This window comes from Micromonospora sp. URMC 103 (assembly GCF_051386435.1).
Classification (GTDB): Bacteria; Actinomycetota; Actinomycetes; order Mycobacteriales; family Micromonosporaceae; genus Micromonospora.
The window spans coordinates 20,623-41,880 of the sequence record NZ_JBPQTR010000004.1 but is presented as its reverse complement, the minus strand read 5'-3'; the positions used below and the strand labels follow the sequence as shown (position 1 = coordinate 41,880).

At 72.4% G+C, this 21,258-nt stretch carries 19 protein-coding genes and 1 pseudogene; 14 read left to right on the top strand and 6 right to left on the bottom strand.

Annotated features, from left to right (window positions below):
* Nucleotides 1-326 precede the first annotated feature (326 nt).
* Nucleotides 327-2,069: an amidase gene (locus ACSNOA_RS03770; RefSeq protein WP_436656289.1), complete on the top strand. Its 1,743-nt coding sequence runs from the start codon at nt 327-329 to the stop codon at nt 2,067-2,069.
* Entirely contained in the window at nt 2,066-2,239 is a 174-nt protein-coding gene (locus tag ACSNOA_RS03765; RefSeq protein ID WP_436656287.1) for a hypothetical protein, read from the top strand. The genes ACSNOA_RS03770 and ACSNOA_RS03765 overlap by 4 nt, the downstream gene beginning before the upstream one ends.
* 156 nt (nt 2,240-2,395) lie before the next feature.
* On the opposite strand, the gene ACSNOA_RS03760 is transcribed toward ACSNOA_RS03765, so the two are convergent.
* On the bottom strand, nt 2,396-3,163 hold the full coding sequence (locus tag ACSNOA_RS03760) for a TIGR03089 family protein (protein WP_436656285.1): 768 nt from the start codon (nt 3,161-3,163) through the stop codon (nt 2,396-2,398).
* A gap of 75 nt (nt 3,164-3,238) precedes the next feature.
* Here ACSNOA_RS03760 and ACSNOA_RS03755 point away from each other — a divergent pair, with 75 nt between their 5' ends.
* Nucleotides 3,239-3,454 (top strand): DUF4267 domain-containing protein, encoded by a 216-nt coding sequence (locus tag ACSNOA_RS03755; RefSeq protein ID WP_436656283.1) that lies wholly within the window; start codon nt 3,239-3,241, stop codon nt 3,452-3,454.
* Nucleotides 3,455-3,571: 117 nt separating this feature from the next.
* Nucleotides 3,572-5,878 carry an esterase-like activity of phytase family protein gene (locus ACSNOA_RS03750; RefSeq protein ID WP_436656281.1) on the top strand — a complete coding sequence of 769 codons (2,307 nt, stop codon included), beginning with the start codon at nt 3,572-3,574 and terminating at the stop codon, nt 5,876-5,878.
* Nucleotides 5,879-6,388: 510 nt separating this feature from the next.
* Here the strand turns inward: ACSNOA_RS03750 and ligD (ACSNOA_RS03745) are convergent.
* Both ligD (ACSNOA_RS03745) and ligD (ACSNOA_RS03740) read right to left on the bottom strand, forming a co-directional pair.
* On the bottom strand, nt 6,389-7,303 hold the full coding sequence (gene ligD / locus ACSNOA_RS03745; RefSeq protein WP_436656279.1) for a non-homologous end-joining DNA ligase: 915 nt from the start codon (nt 7,301-7,303) through the stop codon (nt 6,389-6,391).
* On the bottom strand, nt 7,293-8,234 hold the full coding sequence (gene ligD, locus ACSNOA_RS03740; RefSeq protein ID WP_436656277.1) for a non-homologous end-joining DNA ligase: 942 nt from the start codon (nt 8,232-8,234) through the stop codon (nt 7,293-7,295). Before ligD (ACSNOA_RS03740) ends, ligD (ACSNOA_RS03745) begins: the two co-directional genes overlap by 11 nt.
* Nucleotides 8,235-8,318: 84 nt before the next feature.
* Between ligD (ACSNOA_RS03740) and ACSNOA_RS03735 the strand changes: the two genes are divergently transcribed.
* From ACSNOA_RS03735 to ACSNOA_RS03705, 7 genes and pseudogenes are all read left to right on the top strand, one after another.
* Nucleotides 8,319-9,335, top strand: a complete 1,017-nt coding sequence (locus ACSNOA_RS03735) for a Ku protein (RefSeq protein WP_436656275.1) — start codon at nt 8,319-8,321, stop codon at nt 9,333-9,335.
* A 107-nt stretch (nt 9,336-9,442) separates the two neighbouring features.
* Nucleotides 9,443-9,517: pseudogene (locus tag ACSNOA_RS03730) on the top strand (MerR family DNA-binding transcriptional regulator); the annotation flags it as partial.
* A gap of 40 nt (nt 9,518-9,557) precedes the next feature.
* Nucleotides 9,558-9,755, top strand: coding sequence for a thioredoxin family protein (locus tag ACSNOA_RS03725; protein WP_436656273.1), 198 nt, complete (start codon nt 9,558-9,560; stop codon nt 9,753-9,755).
* Between the two features lie 120 nt (nt 9,756-9,875).
* Complete coding sequence (locus ACSNOA_RS03720; protein WP_436656271.1) at nt 9,876-10,520, top strand: FKBP-type peptidyl-prolyl cis-trans isomerase; 645 nt, start codon at nt 9,876-9,878, stop codon at nt 10,518-10,520.
* Nucleotides 10,521-10,714: 194 nt separating this feature from the next.
* On the top strand, nt 10,715-11,572 hold the full coding sequence (locus ACSNOA_RS03715) for an SCO6745 family protein (RefSeq protein WP_436658306.1): 858 nt from the start codon (nt 10,715-10,717) through the stop codon (nt 11,570-11,572).
* A 129-nt stretch (nt 11,573-11,701) separates the two neighbouring features.
* Nucleotides 11,702-12,355, top strand: a complete 654-nt coding sequence (locus tag ACSNOA_RS03710) for an HAD family hydrolase (protein WP_436656269.1) — start codon at nt 11,702-11,704, stop codon at nt 12,353-12,355.
* Nucleotides 12,356-12,490: 135 nt separating this feature from the next.
* Nucleotides 12,491-13,504, top strand: a complete 1,014-nt coding sequence (locus tag ACSNOA_RS03705; RefSeq protein WP_436656267.1) for an NADPH:quinone reductase — start codon at nt 12,491-12,493, stop codon at nt 13,502-13,504.
* A gap of 215 nt (nt 13,505-13,719) precedes the next feature.
* Here ACSNOA_RS03705 and ACSNOA_RS03700 read toward each other — a convergent pair whose 3' ends face one another.
* Nucleotides 13,720-15,369, bottom strand: a complete 1,650-nt coding sequence (locus ACSNOA_RS03700; RefSeq protein ID WP_436656265.1) for a fatty acid--CoA ligase — start codon at nt 15,367-15,369, stop codon at nt 13,720-13,722.
* 83 nt (nt 15,370-15,452) lie between these two features.
* Between ACSNOA_RS03700 and ACSNOA_RS03695 the strand changes: the two genes are divergently transcribed.
* Nucleotides 15,453-15,944 carry an NUDIX domain-containing protein gene (locus ACSNOA_RS03695; RefSeq protein ID WP_436656263.1) on the top strand — a complete coding sequence of 164 codons (492 nt, stop codon included), beginning with the start codon at nt 15,453-15,455 and terminating at the stop codon, nt 15,942-15,944.
* 84 nt (nt 15,945-16,028) lie between these two features.
* Here the strand turns inward: ACSNOA_RS03695 and ACSNOA_RS03690 are convergent, their stop codons facing one another.
* On the bottom strand, nt 16,029-17,705 hold the full coding sequence (locus tag ACSNOA_RS03690) for an MDR family MFS transporter (RefSeq protein ID WP_436656261.1): 1,677 nt from the start codon (nt 17,703-17,705) through the stop codon (nt 16,029-16,031).
* 138 nt (nt 17,706-17,843) lie between these two features.
* A complete protein-coding gene (locus ACSNOA_RS03685; RefSeq protein WP_436656259.1) occupies nt 17,844-18,395 on the bottom strand; it encodes a type 1 glutamine amidotransferase domain-containing protein in 552 nt (183 codons plus the stop codon).
* Between the two features lie 150 nt (nt 18,396-18,545).
* On the opposite strand from ACSNOA_RS03685, the gene rfaE2 reads away from it, so the two are divergent.
* Nucleotides 18,546-20,363 carry a D-glycero-beta-D-manno-heptose 1-phosphate adenylyltransferase gene (gene rfaE2, locus ACSNOA_RS03680; protein ID WP_436656257.1) on the top strand — a complete coding sequence of 606 codons (1,818 nt, stop codon included), beginning with the start codon at nt 18,546-18,548 and terminating at the stop codon, nt 20,361-20,363.
* Complete coding sequence (locus tag ACSNOA_RS03675; protein ID WP_436656255.1) at nt 20,360-21,238, top strand: glycosyltransferase; 879 nt, start codon at nt 20,360-20,362, stop codon at nt 21,236-21,238. The genes rfaE2 and ACSNOA_RS03675 overlap by 4 nt, the downstream gene beginning before the upstream one ends.
* Nucleotides 21,239-21,258: the final 20 nt, after the last annotated feature.

The following is a 21,258-nucleotide window of genomic DNA, read 5'->3' as shown; positions in this document are numbered from 1 at the left end:
CGGCATCGGACGCGCGGGGACACCGCCGTATCGGCGGAACTGAGTCGATCAAGCCACCGCGATCCGTTCCCGGCGGAAAGCGCAACCCGCTGAAGACCCGGTTTACCCGGCGGAGACCAATCGGCAACATCGATGTGACCGGTCACGCGTGACGATCTTCCCGGTGCCGTCTCGGCCCCTCGGACGGTCCCACGCATCCGCCTTCCTGGCTGACGGGAGCCTTCATGCGCAACGGAACGACAACCCCCTCCACCGTCGACGACACCCATTCGGGTGTGAGCCGTCGGTCCCTGCTCGGCGGCGGGGCCGCCGCTGCGGGTGCCACAGTGGCCGGTCTGGCAGCCGCGCAGCCAGCCGCGGCCGCGCCCGAATCCTCAATCGACCTGCTCAAGCACCTGCCGCCGGTCGGCCGGATCCCGCGCCGGGCACGGATCGTGGACTACGAGATCGGCGAGCTGATCGTCCTGCTGCGGGCGCGGAAGGTGACCTCGGTGGAGCTGACCGAGGCGTACCTCGACCGCATCGCCCGGCTGAACGGCCCGTTCGAGGTGTACGGCGACAACGGCGGCTACAACGCGTTCGTCCGGATCGACCGCGACGGCGCCCTCGCCCAGGCGGCGGCCGCGGACCGGCGGCTGCGCACCGACCGGAAGGCGCCGCCGCTGTGCGGCATCCCCTTCGGGATCAAGGACTCCATCGCGGTGAAGGGGTTGGAGGCGAAGAACGGCACGCACGCGTACGACGGGAACCTGTCGCGCCGCGACGCGACCCTCGTGGCACGGCTGCGGGAGCAGGGTGCGGTGATCATCGGTCACACGATCGCGTCGGCGTTCTCCGGCAGCATCGCCGGCACGTTCGCCGGCAACGCCTGGAACCCGCGCTTCATCCCGGGCGGGTCGAGCCAGGGGTCCGGGGTGGCCACGGCCGCCCGGCTGGCCGCCGCCACGATCGGGGAGGAGACCGGCGGCTCCATCATCATGCCGTCGGCGGCGAACGGCGCGAGCGCCATCAAGCCCTCGCTGGGCCTCGTCTCGACCGGCGGGGTGATGCCGCTGTCCCCGGGGTACGACGTGGTCGGCCCCATCGCCCGGTCGGTCCGGGACGCGTCGCTCGTGCTGGCCGCCGTCCTCGGGCCGGACCCGGCGCCCGATCCACTGACCCTGTCCGCCCCGCACCCCTTCCCCGCCCTGCCGCTGGCCGCGGGGCGCGGCAGCCGCCCGCTGGCCGGCACGACCATCGGCATCCCGCAGACCGACTGGATGACCCGGGGCGGCACGGGCGTCCCGCCCGCCGACACGTACGACGGCGACTACCGTGCCGCGTTCGAACGGTTCAAGGCCGAGCTGGTCGCCCTGGGGGCCACGGTGAAGGAGTTCCCGGGCCTCGACGTCACCGTGCCGGAGAACGACCCCTACTTTCGTACGACCGAGCGCCTGCCGCTGCCCGACGGCAGCGCCGTGTCGCCCGCCACGGCGGTGCTCAACCCCAACCGGTACGAGATCCGCTACTGGCAGGCGGTCCAGGCCTTCGCCGAGTCGCACCCCGCGAACGCCGAGGCGTTGACCCGGCAGTTCGGCGACTTCGCGCAGGCCACGGCCGCGGCCGGCGCCATCCCCACGGCCGTACGGGACGAGGGTGAGCGCCGCCGCCGTACGTTGCAGGCCAACTACCAGCGCGCGCTCGACGAGGCCGGCGTCGACTTCATGCTGGTGCTGCCGATCGGCGCGCAGATCGGGCCCCGGTTCGGCGGCACCCAGTTGCGCAACTACCGCAGCTTCTACCAGCTCCCGAACGCCCTCACCTGGCCCATGGTGACCTTCCCCATCGGGTACGACAGCACCGAGGGACTGCCCATCAACGCGGCCTTCTGGGGCCCCCGCTTCTCCGAGCCGGCGCTGGTCCAGGCCGCCCTCGACTACCAGGACCGGCACCCGCAGCACCACCGTGCGGCGCCGACCGACCCGGTCTTCCCGCCGCCGCAGCGGGCGGGACGGCTGGCACCCGCCGAGGAGACCGTGCCGCCGGAGCTGTCCAACGACCCGCTGGTCGCCGAGGAGGCGTGGTCATGACCGAGCCGTTCCTGACGGTGGAGTGGCAACCGCTGCTCAATCCCGGTTTCCCGCTCCCCGACCCGGACGACCCACCCGCGCCGGCACTGACCGTCGAGTGGGGACCGAAGCTCGGCACGAGCTGGTACGCGTACGGCGACTACCTCCCGGAGGACACCGACGTCCGATGACGGGGCCGGCCGGCCTCCCCCTTCGAGGGCGAGGCCGGCCGGCCCAGCCGACGTACGCGCCAGAGCCGCCGCCGATCATGCAGTTGTGGTGCCTCACAAGAGGGGCATAACGGGGTCTATTGGGCACCACAATTGCATGATCGACGGGAGGAACCGCTACAGCACGCGGGTTACGTTTTCCGACGTGATGCGGGTGTCTAGCGTGGACCGGTCCAGGTTTGCGCACACCACCACGGACGCGCCCACGGACAGCGGCGCCAGCAGCCACTTCAGCGGCTGCTCGTGCTCGGCCGCGTCGACCAGCAGCCGGTCACCGGAACGCAGCCCCCACATCTCGGCCATCTCCCGGGCCAGCGCGCCCCACTCGCCGTACGTGGTGCCGTCCGGAGTGGCCGGGTCGGTGGGGCGGATGGTGGCGTGGTCGGGCGGGGCGTCGCCGTGCCGCAGCACCTCGGTCGACCAGTCGAGCCAGCCCACCGGTACGTCGGTCAGCGGCTCCTGTCGAGTGCCCACGAGGTAGCGGTGCGTCCCGTCCGGCACGTCCTCGAGCCAGTCGTCGAGGCGTTCCGGGGTCACGAACACCGCGTCGTACGGCAGATCCCCGCCCGGTTCGAGCACCGGCAGCCCGGCGGTGGCCCGCGGCCGGAACGACACCGCCAGGCCGAGCGACCAGGCGCCCAGCAGCACCGCCGCGGTACGCCAGTGCGGCGGCAGCAGCACCGCGACCCGGTCGCCGGCGACGAGCCGGCAACCGTCCCGCAGCAGGCTGGCGCTGCGCGCCGCCCAGTGGCCCAGGTGTTGCGCCGTCAGGTCGACGCGCTCGCCGGTCGCGTCGTCCAGGTAGGTGAGCAGGGGCCACTCCGAGCCGACGGGAGGCGTGGCGGTGGGCAGGGCCGACAGGTCGGCCGCGACGGATCGCTGCATCTTCACCCTCCCGGGGACGAGTCCCGCCCACCCTAACGAACCCGGTGATTCCCTAGCACCGCTAGCCAATTGGGAATGCGCGACCTCAGCTACGGCCTGCTCGGTCTCGCGCTGATCGCCTTCACCACCGCCGACGCGGTCGCCTGGTTCATGCTGATCGTCGCACTCAACCCGCTGGGCGACACGCTCATCGTGCTGAAGCACGGTGGTACGAAGGCCACGGCCTTCGGCATCCACTTCGCCACCGCGGTCGTCGTTCTCCTCGACGCCGCCCTGCTGTTCGAGCTGTGACAACGACCTGCCGCGTGGCGGCTGGGCGGTCCTTCGCCAACTGTTCACGTACGCGCAAGCTGACGCTCCTTCACAGGTGCCAGCCTCCGTCCGGGCACGACCCTACGGAGGACATCCTTGACATTGAGAAGAGCAGTCACCGCGCTCACCGCGGTCGGCGTCGCCGCCGCCAGCCTGACCGGCGCCACCTCTGCCTCGGCCGGCGCGCACCACCCGGGCAGGTCGGTCGCCTTCGACCGGGTCGCGACGTTCCCGGTGTTTCAGAACCGGCCGGCCGGTGAGGACCCGACGTCCCCGACCGTCGCCGAGATCTCGACCGTGAGCCAGGACGGGCGCACCCTCATCTACACCGACGCGCTGGGCCGTCGGATCGGGTTCCTCGACATCTCCGACGCCGACAGGCCCCGCGGCCTCGGCACCCTCTCGCTGGCCCAGCTCGGCGACGCCGAGGACGAGCCGACCTCGGTCGCCGTGGTCGGTCCGTACGTGCTCGTCGTCGTGAACACGAGCCGCAGCTACACCGAGCCGTCCGGCCGGCTGGACGTCATCGAACTGGCCACCCGCAAGCGGGTCCGCAGCCTCGACCTGGGCGGCCAGCCCGACTCGATCGCCATCAGCAAGGAACGCCGCTACGCGGCCATCGCCATCGAGAACGAGCGCGACGAGGAGGCCACCCCGCCCGGCGGCGAGGAAGGTGACCTGCCGCAGCAGCCCGGCGGTTTCGTGCAGATCGTCGACCTGACCGGCACCTCGCCGGCCGGCTGGCGGCTCCGACCCGTACCGCTGACGGGCCCGAACGGTCAGGCGCTCCCCGCCCTGGTGAAGGCCGGCCTCGCCGCGCCGACGGACCCGGAGCCGGAGTACGTCTCGATCAACAGCCGCAACCAGCTGGCCGTGACCCTTCAGGAGAACAATGGCGTCGCGCTGGTCGACCTGCCCAGCGGCCGGATCGACCGGGTGTTCAGCGCGGGTACGGCGTCCGTCAGCGGCATCGACACCGACGACGACGGCACCATCGACCTGACCGGCAGCATCACCGATGTGCCGCGCGAGCCGGACGCGGTGGCCTGGATCGACGACCGCTACCTCGCCACGGCGAACGAGGGCGACTGGCGGGGCGGCACCCGCGGCTGGTCCGTCTTCGACAGCCGCACCGGCCGGGTGGCCTGGGATGCGGGCAACACCTTCGAGCGGCTCGCCGCCACGTACGGCCTGCACAACGAGGACCGCGCCGGCAAGAAGGGCACCGAGCCCGAGGGCGTGGCCGTCGCCGAGTACGACGGTGTGCGGTACGGCTTCGTCGGCTCGGAGCGCAGCAACTTCGTGGCCGTCTACGACCTGAGCGACCCCACCAGGCCGGCCTTCCGGCAGGTGCTGCCCTCCACGAACGGGCCGGAGGGGCTGCTGCCCATCCCGTCGCGCGGGCTGTTCGCCATCTCCAGTGAGGAGGACGACGCCTCGGTCAACGTCCGGGCGTCGGTCTCGCTGTATCAGCTGGGCCAGGGCACGCCGGCCTTCCCGACCATCGTCTCCGCCTCGGACGAGAGCGGTACGCCGATCGGCTGGGGTGCCCTCGGCGCGCTGAGCGCGGTGCCCGGCAAGCGTGACCAGCTCGTGAGCGTCACCGACGCGGCGTACTCCCAGACCCGCATCCTGACCATCGACGCCAAGAAGTCCCCAGCCGTCATCACCGGGTCGCTGGCCGTCACCGACGGCACCGGCGCGCCGGTCGGCTACGACGCCGAGGGCATCGTCGCCCGTCCGCAGGGCGGCTACTGGCTGGCTGTCGAGGGCGCCAAGGGTCCGGAGAACGCGCTGGTCCGGCTCGACTCCGCCGGGATCACCCGGCAGGTCGTGCCGCTGCCCGCCGCGGTCGCCGCCGGCCTGGGCAAGCAGGGCCTCGAGGGCGTGACCGCCAGCACCGACCGGCTTGGGCGGGAGGTCGTCTGGGTGGCCGTACAGCGGGAGCTGTCCACGGATCCGGCCGGCCTCGTGCGGATCGGCCGGTACGACGTCGCGGCCGGCACCTGGAGCTGGTTCGGCTACCGGCTGAACAGCACCACCGTCGCCGGTGACTGGATCGGCCTGTCCGAGATCACCGTGGTCGGTGACAGGCTCGCGGTCGTCGAGCGAGACAAGCTGAGCGGCCCCGCCGCCGCCCTCAAGCGGGTCTACACCGTGCCGATGCCCGACGCGGCCGCGGCGCCCGGCCCGCTGCGCGTGCTGCCGAAGACGCTCGCCGTCGACGTGCTGCCCGCGCTGCGGGCCACGAACGGCTGGACGCAGGAGAAGCTGGAGGGGTTCACCGTGGCTGGCAACGGCGAGGTGTACGCGGTCACCGACAACGACGCGCTCCAGGACGCCACCGGCGAGACGGTGTTCCTGCGGCTCGGGTCCAGCCGGAAGATCTTCGGGCGCGGCTGACCCACGCCGGCCCCGCAGCGGTCAGCGGGGGCCGCGACCGGCCCGGCGTCCACGACGGGGGTGGACGCCGGGCCTTCGCCGTCTGAACCCTCCGCACCGCCTGCCGGGCCTTGCCGCCTGCCGGACCCCGCCACTGTGCCGGCCTGGGACGTCAGGCCTGGCTCACCTGATGACCTCACCGACTGTGACGTCCGCCCGCCCCACCGCCCACCCGCCTCGGACGCTTTGCTCTGCACCCCTATACGCAACAGTGACCGAGAGTCGCGGCTCCCGGCGGGCGGCCCGCGCGCAGCAAGCAAGTAACCGCAGCTCAAGCCACCGGTGCATATACGGGTGCAGAGCAAAGGACGCGAACGCGCATCTACGGGGTCGGCATCGACGGTCACTTTCGGTGCTGGCCGACAGCATCACGTTGCGTGATTTGAGGCCGGAGCCGCCCGCTGCGGGCGCCCGCGACGCGCGGTGCGGTCCCCGCACGATCGGCTGCCGGAGTGCCGGTCAGAGTCAGAGTCAGGGCCCCGGCAGTTCGGGGCCGCCGTCGAGGATCGGGGCGAGTAGGTCCCCCGACTTCTCGACCCGCTTCAGCACCTCGCCCGCCGTGTACGGCTTCGTGGCCGGCCGCTTTCCGGCCGCTCCCGCCTCCACCTCGTCCCACGTGAGCGGCGTCGACACCGACGGCACCGCCTGCGCCCGCAGCGAGTACGGCGCTACCGTCGTCTTCGCCGCGTTGTTCTGGCTCCAGTCGATGAAGACCTTGCCGGGGCGCAGGTTCTTCGCCATCTTCGACACGACGACCTTCGGGTGCCCGCGCTCCAGCTCCTGGGCGATTCGCTTCGCGTACGCCGACACGTCGTCCGACGACTGGGTGCCGGCGATCGGGCAGCAGAGCTGCATGCCCTTCTTGCCGGACGTCTTCGGGTAGCTGTCGATGCCGTCCTCGGCGAGCCGGTCCCGCATGAGCAGCGCCACCTGGCAGCACTGCTTCAGCGCCGCGGGCGCCCCGGGATCCAGGTCGACCACCATCATGTCCGGGTGCTCACCGACCTTCCACTGCGGCGTGTGCAGCTCCAGCGCCGCGAGGTTGGCGAGCCAGACCAGCGTGGGCAGATCGTCGGCCACCACGTAGTCGATCGTCTCCCTCCCCTTGCTCGATCCGGGCGCCGGCAGGTTCTCCGTACGCACCCAGTCGGGCGTGGCGGCCGGGGCGTTCTTCTCGAAGAACGAGCCGCCGTCGACGCCGTTGGGAAAGCGGATCCGGGTCAGCGCCCGGTCGGCCAGGTGCGGCAGGAGCACCGGGGCGATCCGCGTGTAGTAGTCGATCACCTCGCCCTTGGTGAACCCGGCAGCCGGGTAGAGCACCTTGTCCAGGTTGGACAGCTCCAGCGCGCGCCCCTCGACGTCCACCCGGAAGCGGTCAGCCGGCATCGTCGACCTCCTCGGGCGGTTTGTCCGGTCGCAGCCGGAGCACCCGCGGGAACCGTAGCCGCCCGTCGGGGGTGCGCTGGCCGTACTTCACCTCCACCACGACCCGGGGTGTTACCCAGATCGCCCCGCGCGCATCCTCCCGTGGCACGTCCCCGGCGAACGGCGACGCCGGCGTACGCAGCGGCTCCAGCTCGGTGAGGAGCTGACGCTCGATGGCCGCGCCGATCCCGCCGCCGACCCGGCCACGGAACGTGAGCCGGCCATCCGGGCGGGGAACGCCGACCAGCAGCCCGCCGATCTTCCGTGCCCCGGGCCGCCACCCGCCGACCACGAAGTCGCCGGTCACCTCCAGCTTGACCTTCACCCAGTCCGGCGAGCGCACCCCCGCCCGGTAGACCGAGCCGAGCCGCTTGGCCATCACGCCCTCCAGGCCGTGCTCACCTGCGGCCTGGTAGGTGGCGGGGCCGTCGGCGAAGACCGGCGGTACGGCCCAACGGGCGCCGCCCAGGCCCAGGCCGTCCAGGGTCTCCCGGCGGCGCTCGTACGGCCAGCCGGTCAGGTCCTCGCCGTCGAGGCGGAGCACGTCGAAGATCATGTACGTGACGGGCATGACGGCCGCGAGCCGGGCGGCCCGGTTTCGGTCCCGGACGTGCATCCGCTCGGCGAGCGCCGTGAAGGACGGTTGCCCTGATTCGCCGATCAGCACCACCTCGCCGTCGAGCAGCGCGTCACCCACCTGATCACGGAGCGTGGCCAACTCGGGGTAGGCTGCGGTGATCTCGACGCCGGAGCGCGCGTACAGGTGCTGCTCCCCGGCGGAGATGTCGGCGAGGGCGCGTACGCCGTCCCACTTGAACTCGTACGCCCAGCCGGCGCCCGCCGGGAGCTGCCCGGTCATCGCGAGCATCGGCTTCAACGGCGCGCCGGGCACCTCCTGACTGTAGTTCGCAGCGGAAGTCCTCGCGCCCGCTTCGATCATTTGCGATCCTGGGCTGTACCGGGGAGAGGAGCTGACATGCGGGCCATCTGGAAGGGAGCCGTCTCGTTCGGGCTGGTCTCGATCGCGGTCAAGCTCTACTCGGCGACGGAGGAAAAGGACATCCGGTTCCACCAGGTGCACCGGGAGGACGGCGGTCGGATCCGCTACAAGCGCACCTGCTCGATCTGCGGCGAAGAGGTCACCTACGACGACATCGCCAAGGGGTACGACATCGGCGGCGGCGAGATGGTGATCCTCACCGACGAGGACTTCGCCGAGCTGCCGCTCAGCACGTCCCACGCGATCGACGTGCTGGAGTTCGTCCCGGCGGAGCAGGTCGACCCGATCCTCTACAACAAGGCGTACTTCCTGGAGCCCGACGGCTCGGCCACGAAGCCGTACGTGCTGCTGCGGGACGCGCTCATCGACTCCGAGCGGGTCGCCATCGTAAAGGTCGCCCTGCGCCAGCGGGAGCAGCTCGCCACGCTGCGGGTCCGCGAGGGCGTCCTGCTGCTCAACACCATGCTCTGGCCGGACGAGGTGCGTAAGCCCGAGTTCGGCTTCCTCGACGAGGACCTCAAGGTCCGCCCGCCCGAGCTCGCGATGGCCAGCTCGCTGATCGACTCGATGACCGGTGACTTCGAGCCGGACGCGTTCACCGACGACTACCGGGCGGCGTTGCAGGAGGTCATCGACGCGAAGGTGGAGGGCCGGGAGGTCGTCCAGCCGGAGGAGGTCGAGGAGGCCCCGGCCGCGGCCGTGGACCTGATGGCCGCGCTGAAGGCGTCCGTCGAGCGGGCCAAGGCGGCGCGCGGCGAGCCTCGCGGTGAGGGCGCCGCAGAGCCGACCCCGATTTCGGCGGCCCGTTCGGCCCAGAAGAAGGCCGCCGAGAAGAAGGCGGCCAAGGCGCCGGCCAAGAAGACCGCCGAGAAGAAGGCCGCGCCGAAGAAGGCGGCGGCCAAGAAGGCGGCGCCGCAGAAGACGGCGGCGGCGGAGAAGAAGGCCACCACGAAGAAGGCGGCGCCCAAGAAGACGGCCCGCAAGACCGCCTGAGGCGCACCCTCCGCGCTCCCGGCCCGCGCAAGCGGCGCTCCGGGCTTGCCTTGACGTCGGCGACAAGGTCTAGCTTTTCCCTCGACGCCAGCGGCGAGGGAGGTCCGATGCTGATCGGCGAACTGGCAGAACGCGCCGGCACGAGCACCCGAACCCTGCGGTACTACGAGACGCACGGGTTGGTCCGGGCGCTGCCACGCCATCTCCCGCAGTCTGGGCGAGTTGGCCGAGGAGTTCGCCGGGCGGTTGTCGATCGTCACGCTGAACTCGGACGAGAACCCGGCGACGACCCGCCGCTACCAGGTGATGTCGCTGCCCACCCTGCTGGTGTTCCGGCACGGCGAGCCGGTCGGCTCGATCGTCGGGTCGCGACCCAAGAACCACCTGCGACAGGCGCTCGCCCGGCATCTGGAGGGCTGAGCGGCACAGTTGCCGGGCGCCGGGTGCGGCGCTGTGGGCGTCCGGGCGGGTACCGTGTGCGTCGGCTGTCCCTCCGGCACCCGCTGCCGGCCACCCCCACCTTTCGCAGGGAGTCGACGAGTGAGCGAGCGGACCCAGAACCGGTCGAAGTCCGAGCGGCGGCTGGCCGCCCAGTTGGCCGCGCAGAAGGCGGCCGAGGCCAAGCGCCGCCGGCAGGCGTGGCTCGGCGGGCTCGCGGGCCTCGCCGTGGTGGCCGTGCTGGTCACCGTCTTCGTGATCGTCGGTCAGCGTGGCGACGACGACGCCACCCCGCAGGCCGACACCAGCCCGTCCGCGAGCGCCCCCGCCGATCAGCCCGCGGCTCCCCAGGCCCCGCAGCTCCCCGAGGGCGCGGACCCGGCGCTGGGCACCAAGCCGACCGTCACCCCCGGCACGGGCGAGCTGAAGAAGCTGACCGTCACCCCGGTGATCAAGGGCACCGGCCCGGCCGTGAAGAAGGGCCAGACGATCACCACGAACTACGTGGGCGTGTTCTTCAAGGACGGCAAGGAGTTCGACTCCTCCTGGGAGGCCGGCCAGCCGGCCAGCTTCCCGATCGGCGTCGGCCAGGTCATCCCGGGTTGGGACCAGGGGCTCGTCGGTGTGACCGTGGGCAGCCGGGTGCAGCTCGACATCCCGGCCGAGCTGGCGTACGGCAACGACGGCGCCGGTGGCCGCCCGGCCGGTCCGCTGCGGTTCGTCGTGGACGTCCTCGCCGCCCAGTAACCAGCGTTCCCGACGCGACGGCGGGCCGCCTCCAGGCGGCCCGCCGTCCTGCTTTATCCGGGTCCGTCACCTGGTGGCGGTGCAGTTGCCCACAGAGGGCTTCCAGCCCGTTACGCACCTCCAGTAGGTTCCTGGTCACCCTGGAAGTCGGATGTCCACGGGATCCGGATGCGGACGCGGAGGTGCACGTGACGGTGCTGGACGGCCTGGGGCGGACCGCCCGGCTTCTGTGGACGCACTACGAGCCGGCGCACGCCGTGACGTACTTCCATCCGCGGGCGCGGGCCGCGTACGAGGCGGTCGGGCTGCGCGGGTACTGGCGGGGCTACTTCGCGGGCCGGGCCGCTCCGCTGGGCGCCGTCGACGCGGCCCCGGTGATCGCCGCGTTCTTCACCTTCGCTCCGGTCATGGTGTCCCGGGCGCTGCCGTCGGTCTGGTGCCTCGCCACGCCGCAGGAGGCGCTGCGGGCCCGGCTCACCGGAGCCGTGCAGGCCCTCGCGGAGCTGACGTACGAGCTGCCGGAGGCCCACCTCGCCGAGGCCGCCGACCTGCTGGAGGAGGCCGCCGGCACGGTCGAGACCGCGGGGCGGGTCCTCGGCGCGGCCAACGCGGCGCTGCCCGTCGGCGAGTACCCGCTGGCCCGGCTGTGGCAGGCCGCCACCACTCTGCGCGAGCACCGGGGCGACGGGCACATCGCCGCGCTGGTCGCCGCCGACCTCGACCCGGTGGAGACCCTGGCCTGGCGCGTCGCCGTGGACATGCCGGCGCAGAACCTGCTGGGCCGGGGCTGGACCGAGGAACAGTGGCACGCCGCCCGGGAACGCCTGACGGCGCGGGGCTGGCTCGATGCGGCGGGTGAGCCCACGGAGCGGGGCCGGGCCGGTTTCCAGGCGGTCGAGGACGCCACCGACGCGGCTGCCGCGAGGCCCTGGCGGACCCTGGGCGCCGAGCGGACCGACCGGCTGCGCGAGCTGCTGGACCCGATCGCCCGCGCCTGCCACACGGTCATCCCGCCGAACAGCCCGATCGGCCTCCCCGCCCTGCCGAGCTGAGCCCTCGCGCGGGCAGGGGATCGCCCGCGATCATGCAGTTGTGGTGTACGAAAGGCGCAAATTGCCACCGGACGGGCACCACAACTGCATGATCGACCCGGTCAGGGGCGCGTCGGGGAGGATGGGGGCGTGGTGGATGCGGTGATCTTCGACCTGGACGGCGTGATCGTGGACTCCGAACCGGTCTGGGAGGAGGTCCGGCGGGCGTACGTGGCGACGCACGGCGGGACCTGGCAGCCCGACAGCCAGCGCCGGCTCATGGGAATGAGCACCGGCGAGTGGGCGCGCTACCTCAGCGACGAGCTGGGCGTCTCGCGTACCGCCGAGCAGGTGGCCACCGAGGTGGTCGACGAGATGACCCGGCGGTACGCGGCGCGCGTACCGCTGATCGACGACGCCGACGAGGTGGTGCGCCGCGTGGCCGCGCGGTGGCCGCTGGGGTTGGCCAGCTCCTCGCCGACCCGGCTGATCGCCGCGACGCTGGCCGCCACCGGCCTGACCGACGTGTTCCGCACGACGCTCTCCACCGAGGAGACCGCCCGGGGCAAGCCGGCGCCGGACGTCTACCTCGCGGTGGCCGAGCGGATGGGCGTCGACCCGGCACGCTGCGCGGCCGTGGAGGACTCGTCCAACGGGGTGCGGTCGGCGGCCGCCGCGGGGATGCGGGTGATCGCCATCCCGCACGGGTCGTATCCACTGGACCCGGACGCGGCGCAACTCGCCGCCGTGACACTCGCCTCGGTCGACGAGCTGACGCCCGAGGTGGTCGAGCGACTCGCGTGAGTCGCCTCCCGTGCCGTTGCGCCCGTCCGCGTCCTCCGCCGACCCGGTTGTACGGTTTGGAAGCCCACCGACGGAATGATCAGCGCGCGGCCGGGTAGGGCTACGCGGGCCGCCGCGCGGGGAGGAGCCAGGACGATGAAGGCGATCGTGTACGAGCGCACCGGCGAGCCGTCGGTGCTCCAGTTGGTCGACCGGCCGGTGCCGGAGCCCGGTCGCGGTGAGGTCCTCGTGCGGATGGCCGTCTCCGGGGTGAACCCGACGGACTGGAAGGCCCGGCGGCAGTGGCCGCTGCCCGAGGGCTGGCAGATTCCCGGGCAGGACGGCGCCGGCGTGATCGAGGCCGTCGGCGAGGGCGTCGACCAGGACCTGATCGGCGAGCGGGTGTGGCTCTGGGAGGCCGCCTGGCAGCGGCCGTGGGGCACCGCCGCCGAGTACACGGTGGTCCCCGTCCGTCAGGCGGTACGCCTCGGCGACGCCTCGTTCGACCTGGGCGCCGCCCTCGGCATTCCGTTCCTCACGGCGCACCGCTGCCTGACGGCCGGCGAGTACATGCCGGACAACCTGCGTGCCGGCGCGCTGAGCGACCACACGGTGCTCGTCCAGGGCGGGGCGGGCGCGGTCGGCAACGCGGCGATCCAGCTCGCCCGCTGGGCCGACGCCTGCGTGGTCGCCACGGTGAGCAGCGCGGAGAAGGCGCAGCTCGCGGCGGCGGCCGGGGCGTCGTTCGTCATCAACTACCGGGAGCAGGACGTGGTCGAGGAGGTCCGCAAGATCGCTCCCGACGGGGTGCACACGATCGTGGAGGTCGCCCCGGCCGCGAACGCGGCCACGGACGTGGAGGTGTTGCGCCACGGCGGCTCGGTCTGCGTCTACGCCGACGACGGTGGCGGGGAGGTGACGCTGCCCGTGCGGAAGCTCATGATGCCGAACGCGCGCTGGCAGTTCGTCCTTGTCTACACGGAGCCGAAGGCGGCCAAGGCGCAGGCGGTCAGGGACGTCGCGGCGGCGGCCGCCCAGGGTGGCATCCGGGTGGGTGAGGACGCGGGCCTGCCCCTGCACCACTACCCGCTCTCGGCGGCGGCCGCCGCGCACGAGGCCGTGGAGGGTGGGGCGGTCGGGAAGGTCCTCATCGCGACGAGCGACCAGTAACCCCTGCCTGGGCTGGGTGGGTGCGGTCATGACGGCGGGCCAGGAGATTTCCCGTCATCGGGACGTAGGCGAACAAGTTTCGCAATAATGGCATTGCGGGTCGCCCCGCAAAAAACGGGCGGCCCCGGCGCGGTGCGAACGCCGGGGCCGCCCCCTGGGGAGGAAGGTCTGTCAGGAACGTCCTGTCCCCAACAGCGACCGCCCGCGGGAAAACGTTACGGCGCGGCCAGCTCCCGGACCGGGAGTTCCCCCTCGGCGTACCGCGAACGGACGACCTTCTTGTCGAACTTGCCGACGCTCGTCTTCGGCACGGCGTCGATGAACGCCCACCGCTCCGGCAGCTGCCAGCGCGCCACCGAGCCGGCCAGGAACTCGCGCAGCTCCTCGGCGGTCACCGAGGCGCCCTCCCGGACCACGACCGTCGCCAGGGGACGCTCGTCCCAGCGCTCGTCGGGCACCCCGACCACGCAGGCCTCGAGCACGGCCGGATGCGCCATGAGGGCGTTCTCCAGCTCCACCGACGAGATCCACTCGCCCCCGGACTTGATGACGTCCTTGGCCCGGTCGGTCAACGTGATGAAACCGTCCGGGGACAGGGTGCCCACGTCACCCGTACGCAGCCAGCCGTCGCGGAACTTCTCCTCGTCGGGCGTCTCGTCGCCCACGTACCGCGCGGTCACCCACGGCCCGCGGACCTCCAGCTCGCCCACGGACGTCCCGTCGGCGGACAGCGGCTCACCCGACGGCCCCACGATGCGCGCCTCCACACCGGCCGGCACCCGGCCCTGCGTGTAGCGGTAGCGCCACGCCTCCTCGTCCGCCACGCCGGCCGGCGGCCGGGAGACCGAGCCGAGCGGGGACATCTCCGTCATGCCCCAGGCGTGGATGACCTCGATGCCGTACCGCTCGGAGAACGCGTGCATCAGCGCCGGCGGGCAGGCCGAGCCGCCGACGATGACCTCCTTCAGCGAGGAGATGTCGACCTCGTGACTGTCCAGGTAGGCCAGCAGGTCGGTCCAGATCGTCGGGACGGCGCCGGCCAGGGTGGGCCGCTCGGCGGCGATCATCTCGGCGATCGGCGCCGCCTGGAGGAACCGGTCCGGCATGACCAGCGAGGCGCCGGAGAGGAACGCGGCGTACGGCAGGCCCCACGACATCGCGTGGAACATCGGGACGATGGCCAGCTCCCGGTCGGTCGGGCCGAGGCCGAACCCCTCCGGCATGCAGACCTGGAGCGAGTGCAGGTAGATCGAGCGGTGCGAGTACGCCACGCCCTTCGGGTTTCCGGTGGTCCCGGAGGTGTAGCAGAGGGCCGCCGCGTCCCGCTCGTCCACCTCGGGCCAGTCGTACGCCTCGGGGCGGCCGGCGAGCAGGTCGTCCCAGCGGTGCACGGTGATGCGGTCGCCGGCCGCCTCGACCAGTGGCGCCGGGTCGCCGCCGCCCACCACCACGACGTGCCGCACCGTGCCCATCTGGCCGATCACGCGGGCGAGCAGCGGGATCAGCGTGGTGTCGACGAGCACCACGCTGTCCTCGGCGTGATTGGCGATGTAGGCGACCTGGTCCGGAAAGAGCCGGATGTTCAGCGTGTGCAGCACCGCGCCCATGCTCGGCACCGCGAAGTAGGCCACGAGGTGCTCGTTGTTGTTCCACATGAAGGTGCCGACCCGCTCGTCGCCGGTCACGCCGCACTCGGCACGCAACCCGTGGGCCAGGCGGGCGGCGGCCCGCCCCACCTCGGCGTACGTCATGCGGCGGGGCTCGGCGCCGGTCCACGTCACCACCTCGGCCGTGGCGTGCACGGTGGAGCCGTGTTCGAGGATCCGGGCGACCTGGAGGGGAGCGTCCATCATCGTGCTACGCATGGCTGACAAGCTAGTGGCGTCGGTCACATCTTGGGAACCCCGGAAACCGGGTCGCCCCGGGCCGAGGCTCGTAAATTGTCCGGGTGAGCATCTCCTGGGCGGACTCGTACGTGGGGCAGCTTCGCGCGCTCGCCGGGGACCGGACGCTGATGTTCGTCGGTGCCCGCGCGGTGGTACGCGACAACGCCGGCCGTGTCCTGTTGATCCAACGCTCCGACAACGGGCAGTGGGCCATGCCCGCAGGCGCCATGGAGCTCGGTGAGTCGATCGCCGACTGCGCGGTCCGCGAGGTCCGCGAGGAGACCGGCCTGCGAGCCCTGCGGGTGAGCGCGTTCGCCCTCTACACCGGGCCCGACCGCACCCACACCAACATGTACGGCCACACGTACCAGATCTTCACGACGGCGTTCCGGGTCGAGGAGTGGGACGGCACGCTCGCCCGCGTGACCGACGAGACCACGGACGCGGGCTTCTTCCACCGCGAGCAGTTCCCGGCCCCGCTCTCGACCTCGGTCCTCGAGACCCTCGCCGACCTGGACGTCTTCGAGCAGACCAACCGGCTCATCCTGAAGTGACCCGGCGGGCCGCGACCAACGCGACCCGCCGACCGTGCCGCCAGCTGCCTGGCGCCTGGCGCCAGGCGCCAGGCGCCGGCGACCCTAGATCATCGTCTGGGACTTGGCCTCCATCTCGGCGGCGGCCTGGTCCTTCGACTCCTTCGACAGCGGCTTGCCGCCGGGGGCCGGGGCCTCCCCGCCCAGCCCGTCGGTGCCACCGGTGTTGCCGGCGGGCCCCGTGCCGCGCAGTTGCGCGTTCGGCATGACGAGCGTGACCAGCACCGCGGCGATGGCGATCAGACCGGCGGTCAGGAAGACCTGGTGCAGGCCCTCCACGAACGAGGCCTGGATCGCGGCCCGCACCGGCCCGGGCAGCGCCATGATGGTGGCCGGGTCGTTGATCGAGATGTTCGGGCCGCCGGCCGCCGCGACCGCCGCCTGCTGCGGCGGCGGCAGTTGGGCGATCGCCGGGGGCAGCCGGTCGGTCAGCTCGGCGGCGAGTCGTGAGGACAGCGCCGCGCCCAGGATCGCCACCCCGAACGACCCGCCGAGCGACCGGAAGAAGGTCGCCGAGGAGGTCCCGGCGCCCAGGTCCCGGACCGACACCGCGTTCTGCACGGCGAGGATCAGGGACTGCATGCACAGGCCGAGCCCGACGCCGATGACCACCATGTAGCCGAACGCCGTCCAGAGCGAGCTGTTCACGCGCAGCTGGGTGAAGAGCAGCATGCCGGCGAGCAGCACCGCGGAGCCGACCACCGGGAACCATTTGTACCGGCCGATCCGACTCATGGCCCGGCCGGTCAGCACCGAGGTCACGATGATGCCGGCCATCATGGGCAACATCAGCAGACCGCTCTTGGTCGGCGAGGCGCCCTTGACGATCTGGAGGTACAGCGGGATGAAGATGATCGACCCGAACATCACCAGACCGAGCACGAAGCCGGCCAGGTTGGCCAGCGAGAACGTGCGGTTGCGGAACAGCCGCAGCGGCAGGATCGGCTCGGCGACCCGGGCCTCCTGGACGACGAACAGCACGGCGAGCGCCGCGCCGGCCGCGAACAGCCCGAGGATGACGGGCGAGCTCCAGGCGTACTCGGTGCCGGCCCAGCTCAGCGCCAGCAGCAGGGAACTCACGCCCGCGACCAGCAGCGCCGCGCCGATCCAGTCGATGGCGTGCTCGCGGCGCTCGAACGGCACGAGCCGCATGACGTGGTAGCAGACCACGATGGCGAGGATCGCCAGCGGCACGTTGATGTAGAAGATCCAGCGCCAGTTGGCCTCCGCGAAGTACCCGCCGACGAGCGGCCCGGCCACCGACGAGATGCCGAAGACCGCGCCGAAGAGTCCCTGGTAGCGACCCCGCTCACGGGGCGACACCACGTCCGAGATGATCGTGAACGCGAGCGTCATGAGACCGCCGGCCCCCAAGCCCTGGATACCCCGGGTCAGGATCAGCTGGGTCATGTTCTGCGACAGCCCGGCCAGCAGCGACCCCAGCAGGAACGTGCCGATCGAGAACAGGAAGACCGGGCGGCGTCCGTACAGGTCGGCCATCTTCCCGTAGAGCGGGGTCGACGCGGTCGAGGCGAGCAGGTACGCGGTCACCACCCACGAGTAGTGGTTGATCCCGCCCAGCTCGCCGACGATGGTCGGCAGGGCCGTACCGACGATGGTCTGGTCGAGTGCCGCCAGCAGCATGCCGGTCATCAGGCCGAGCATGAGCAGGCGGATCTGCCGGCTGTTCAGCAGCGGTGCGGCGTGCGCTTCCGTGGTCACCCGCCCTTCTACCCCGCTCACGAAGGACCCATGCCCGGGGCAGGGGCGGAACTTGTCCCGCGTCGATCATGAGGTTGGCGGCGGGATCGGGAATCGATTCCGCCGCCAAGCTCATGATCACCGGGCTGGGGCCGCGGGTCAGTGCCTGCCCCCCGCGAACTCTTCGACGATCTTGGCGCAGAAGGCGGGCAGGTCGTCCGGCTTGCGGCTGCTGACCAGCCCGCTGTCGGTGACGCACGGCTCGTCCACCCAGTTCGCGCCGGCGTTCGTGAGGTCGGTACGCAGGCTCGGCCAGGAGGTGATGCGCCGGCCGCGCACCACGTCGGCCTCGATGAGCGTCCACGGGCCGTGGCAGATCACCCCGACCGGCTTGCCGGCGGAGAAGAACGCCCGCACGAAACGCACCGCGTCCGCGTCCGTACGCAGGAAGTCCGGGTTCGCCACCCCGCCCGGCAGCACCAGGGCGTCGTAGGCGTCGGGGTCCGCGTCCGCCGCCGTGACGTCGACGTCGTACGTCTTGGACTGGTCCAGATGGTTGAAGGACTGGATCGAACCGGGCTTGAGCGAGACCAGCTCGACGGTCGCGCCGGCGTTCTCCACCGCCTCCCGGGGCTGGACGTACTCGACCTCCTCGACGCCGTCCGCCGCCAGGAACGCGACCCGCTTGCCCTGAAGTGTCGTCGCTGCCATCTCCGATGCATCTCCTTTCCCGGGGGTACCTGTGGTTCCTTCCCGACCCGCATGGGGCGAAACGCGACGTCCGGTGACCAGCCCCACGAGGCGCCCCGCGTCCGCCCGGGCCAAGGTTTGACCCATCGGGCCGAGGGGATCCCGGAAGGCATGGCAGGAGCAGCAGCGGAACAGCGGCGGCTCGCCAGCGTGGTGGAGAGCTGGCAGGGACGCCCGGTCCTGGTGATCGGCGACGCCATGCTCGACGAGTGGCGGTTCGCGGAGTCCGACCGGCTCTGCCGCGAGGCACCCGCGCCGGTGCTCACCCTCCGGAGACGGATCTCCGCGGCCGGTGGCGCGGCCAACACGGCGGTCAACGTCGCGGCGCTCGGCGGCCGCGCCGTGCTGGTCGCCCCGGTGGGCGCCGACGTGGCCGGCGACGAGTTGCACGACTGCCTGGACCGGGCGGGAGTCTGGGACCGTACGGTCAACCAGCACGGCCGGCCCACCCCGGTGAAGCGACGGATGCTGGCCGGCAGCCAGATCCTGCTGCGGGAGGACTCCGGCGATCCGGACGACGCGCTCGACCCGGACGGCGTGCAGCGCCTGCTCACCGCGCTGAGCTGCGCCACCGAGGAGCTGCGCGCCGCCGCCGGTGGTGCCGCGCCCACCCTCGTCGTCTGCGACTACGGCCTCGGTGCGCTGCCCGCCCCGGTGCGCGCCTGGCTGGTGGCGAACCGTGAACGCTACGCCACGGTGGCGCTGGACGCCCACGACCTGGCCGACTGGCGTGGCCTCGCCCCCACCGTGGTGACCCCGAGTTTCGCGGAGGCGACCCGCCTGCTGGCCCGGGCCGCCCGCACCGCGCGGCCCGGCGGCGGGGCCGAGCTGCACCTGGACCACCCGGACGTCGACCCGGCCGACGGCCCGTCCGAGCTGACCGTGGGCGCCGCGCCCGGCGACCGTACGTCCCGGGCACAGACCTCTACCACGGTGGGCGCGGCGCGTACCGGCGGGCCCGACCGCACCGGCGAGCCGACACCCGGCGAGGACCGGCTGTCGACGACCGACGACGGGCTCACGGTGACCGCCACCGGCGTCACGGTGAACGCCACGGCCGGGGAGGGCGTGGACCGGGCGATGCTCGCCGAGTCGCGCCTCGCCGAACTGCACGCGCACACCGGCGCCCACGTGGTGGCCGTGACCCTGGACACGGAGGGCGCCGTGGTGGGCGGCGCGGACGGCGAGCGCCGGCGCAGCCACAGCACGCCGGTGCCGGCCAGCCACGCCGTGGGAGCCGGTGACGCGTACCTGGCGGCGATGACGCTGGCGCTGGCCGCCGACGCTCCCCTGTCGACGGCCGCCCAGCTGGCCCAGCTCACCGCCACCATCACGGTCTCGGACACGGGGACGTGCGTCTGCCGCCGCGAGGACCTGCTCGCCGCGCTGGACACGCCCGGCCTGGACGCCGGGCACCCGGTGGTGGTGGGCGCGGACGAGCTGTCCACCATCGTGGACGAGCACCGGCGCGCCGGCCGCTCGGTGGTCTTCACCAACGGCTGCTTCGACGTGCTCCACCGGGGCCACGTGCGGTATCTCGAACAGGCCCGCACGCTCGGCGACCTGCTCGTCGTGGCCGTGAACTCCGACGGCAGCGTACGCCGGCTGAAGGGGCCGGACCGGCCGGTGAACACGATCGAGGACCGGGCGACGCTGCTCGCCGCGCTCACCTGCGTGGACCACGTGGTGGTCTTCGAGGAGGACTCCCCGGCCGAGCTCATCAAGGCCCTCCGCCCGGACGTCTACGTGAAGGGCGGCGACTACCCGCCGGAGATGGTGCCGGAGGCGCCGCTGGTCCGCCGCCTCGGCGGCCAGGTCCGCACCCTCGGGTACGTGCCGGACCGGTCCACCTCGCGGATCATCGAGCGCATCCGGGCGCACACCCCGCAGCACGAGACCGACCCGTCCCTGTCCCGCAAGCCGTCGTGAACCGGCCGCTCGATCCGGGAAACCCGGAGCAGTTCCGCGCCGACCGGCTGGTCGACGTGCTGATCCCCACCCGCAACCGCCCCGCCGAGCTGGCCGTCACCCTGTCCGGGCTGGCCGTCCAGGAGGGGGTGCCCGGGTTCGGGGTGGTGGTCAGCGACCAGTCGGACGGGAATCCGGCATTCGCCCACCCGGCGGCCGCCACCATGGTGCGGGCACTGCGGCACCGGGGGCACCCGGTCCTGCTGACCCGCCGGCTGCCGCGACGCGGGCTGGCCGAGCACCGGGCGTACCTGCTGGCCGCGTCGGCGGCCCGGTACGTGCTCTGCCTCGACGACGACGTCTGGCTGGAGCCGGGCACGCTGCACCGGCTCGTGACCGCGCTCGCCGAGCTGGGCTGCGGCTTCGTGGGCAACGCCGTGCACGGGCTGTCGTACGTCGACGACGTACGGCCGGAGACCCACGCGCACTACGAGGAGTGGATCGGCGCGCCAACGCCGGAGCGGATCCGCCCCGGCACCCCGGAGTGGGACCGAGCCCAGATCCACCCGGCCGCGAACCTGCTGCACATCACCGAGAAGCTGGCCCTGCCGCCGGGGGCGTGGCGGGCGTACAAGGTCTCGTGGATCGGCGGGTGCGTGCTCTACGACCGGGCCAAGCTGGTCGACTCGGGCGGCTTCGACTTCTGGCAGCGGGTGCAGGAGAAGCACCAGGGCGAGGACGTCGCCGCCCAGCTCGCCGTGCTGGCCCGCCACGGCGGGGCGGGGGTGCTGCCCAGCGGCGCGTACCACCTGGAGTCGCCGACCACCGTCACGGAACGGGACGTGGAGGCGTGGGAGGTCGTCCTCGCCGAGGAGGACGCGCCGCAACCGGCCTGAACGGGCCGCCTGCCACAACC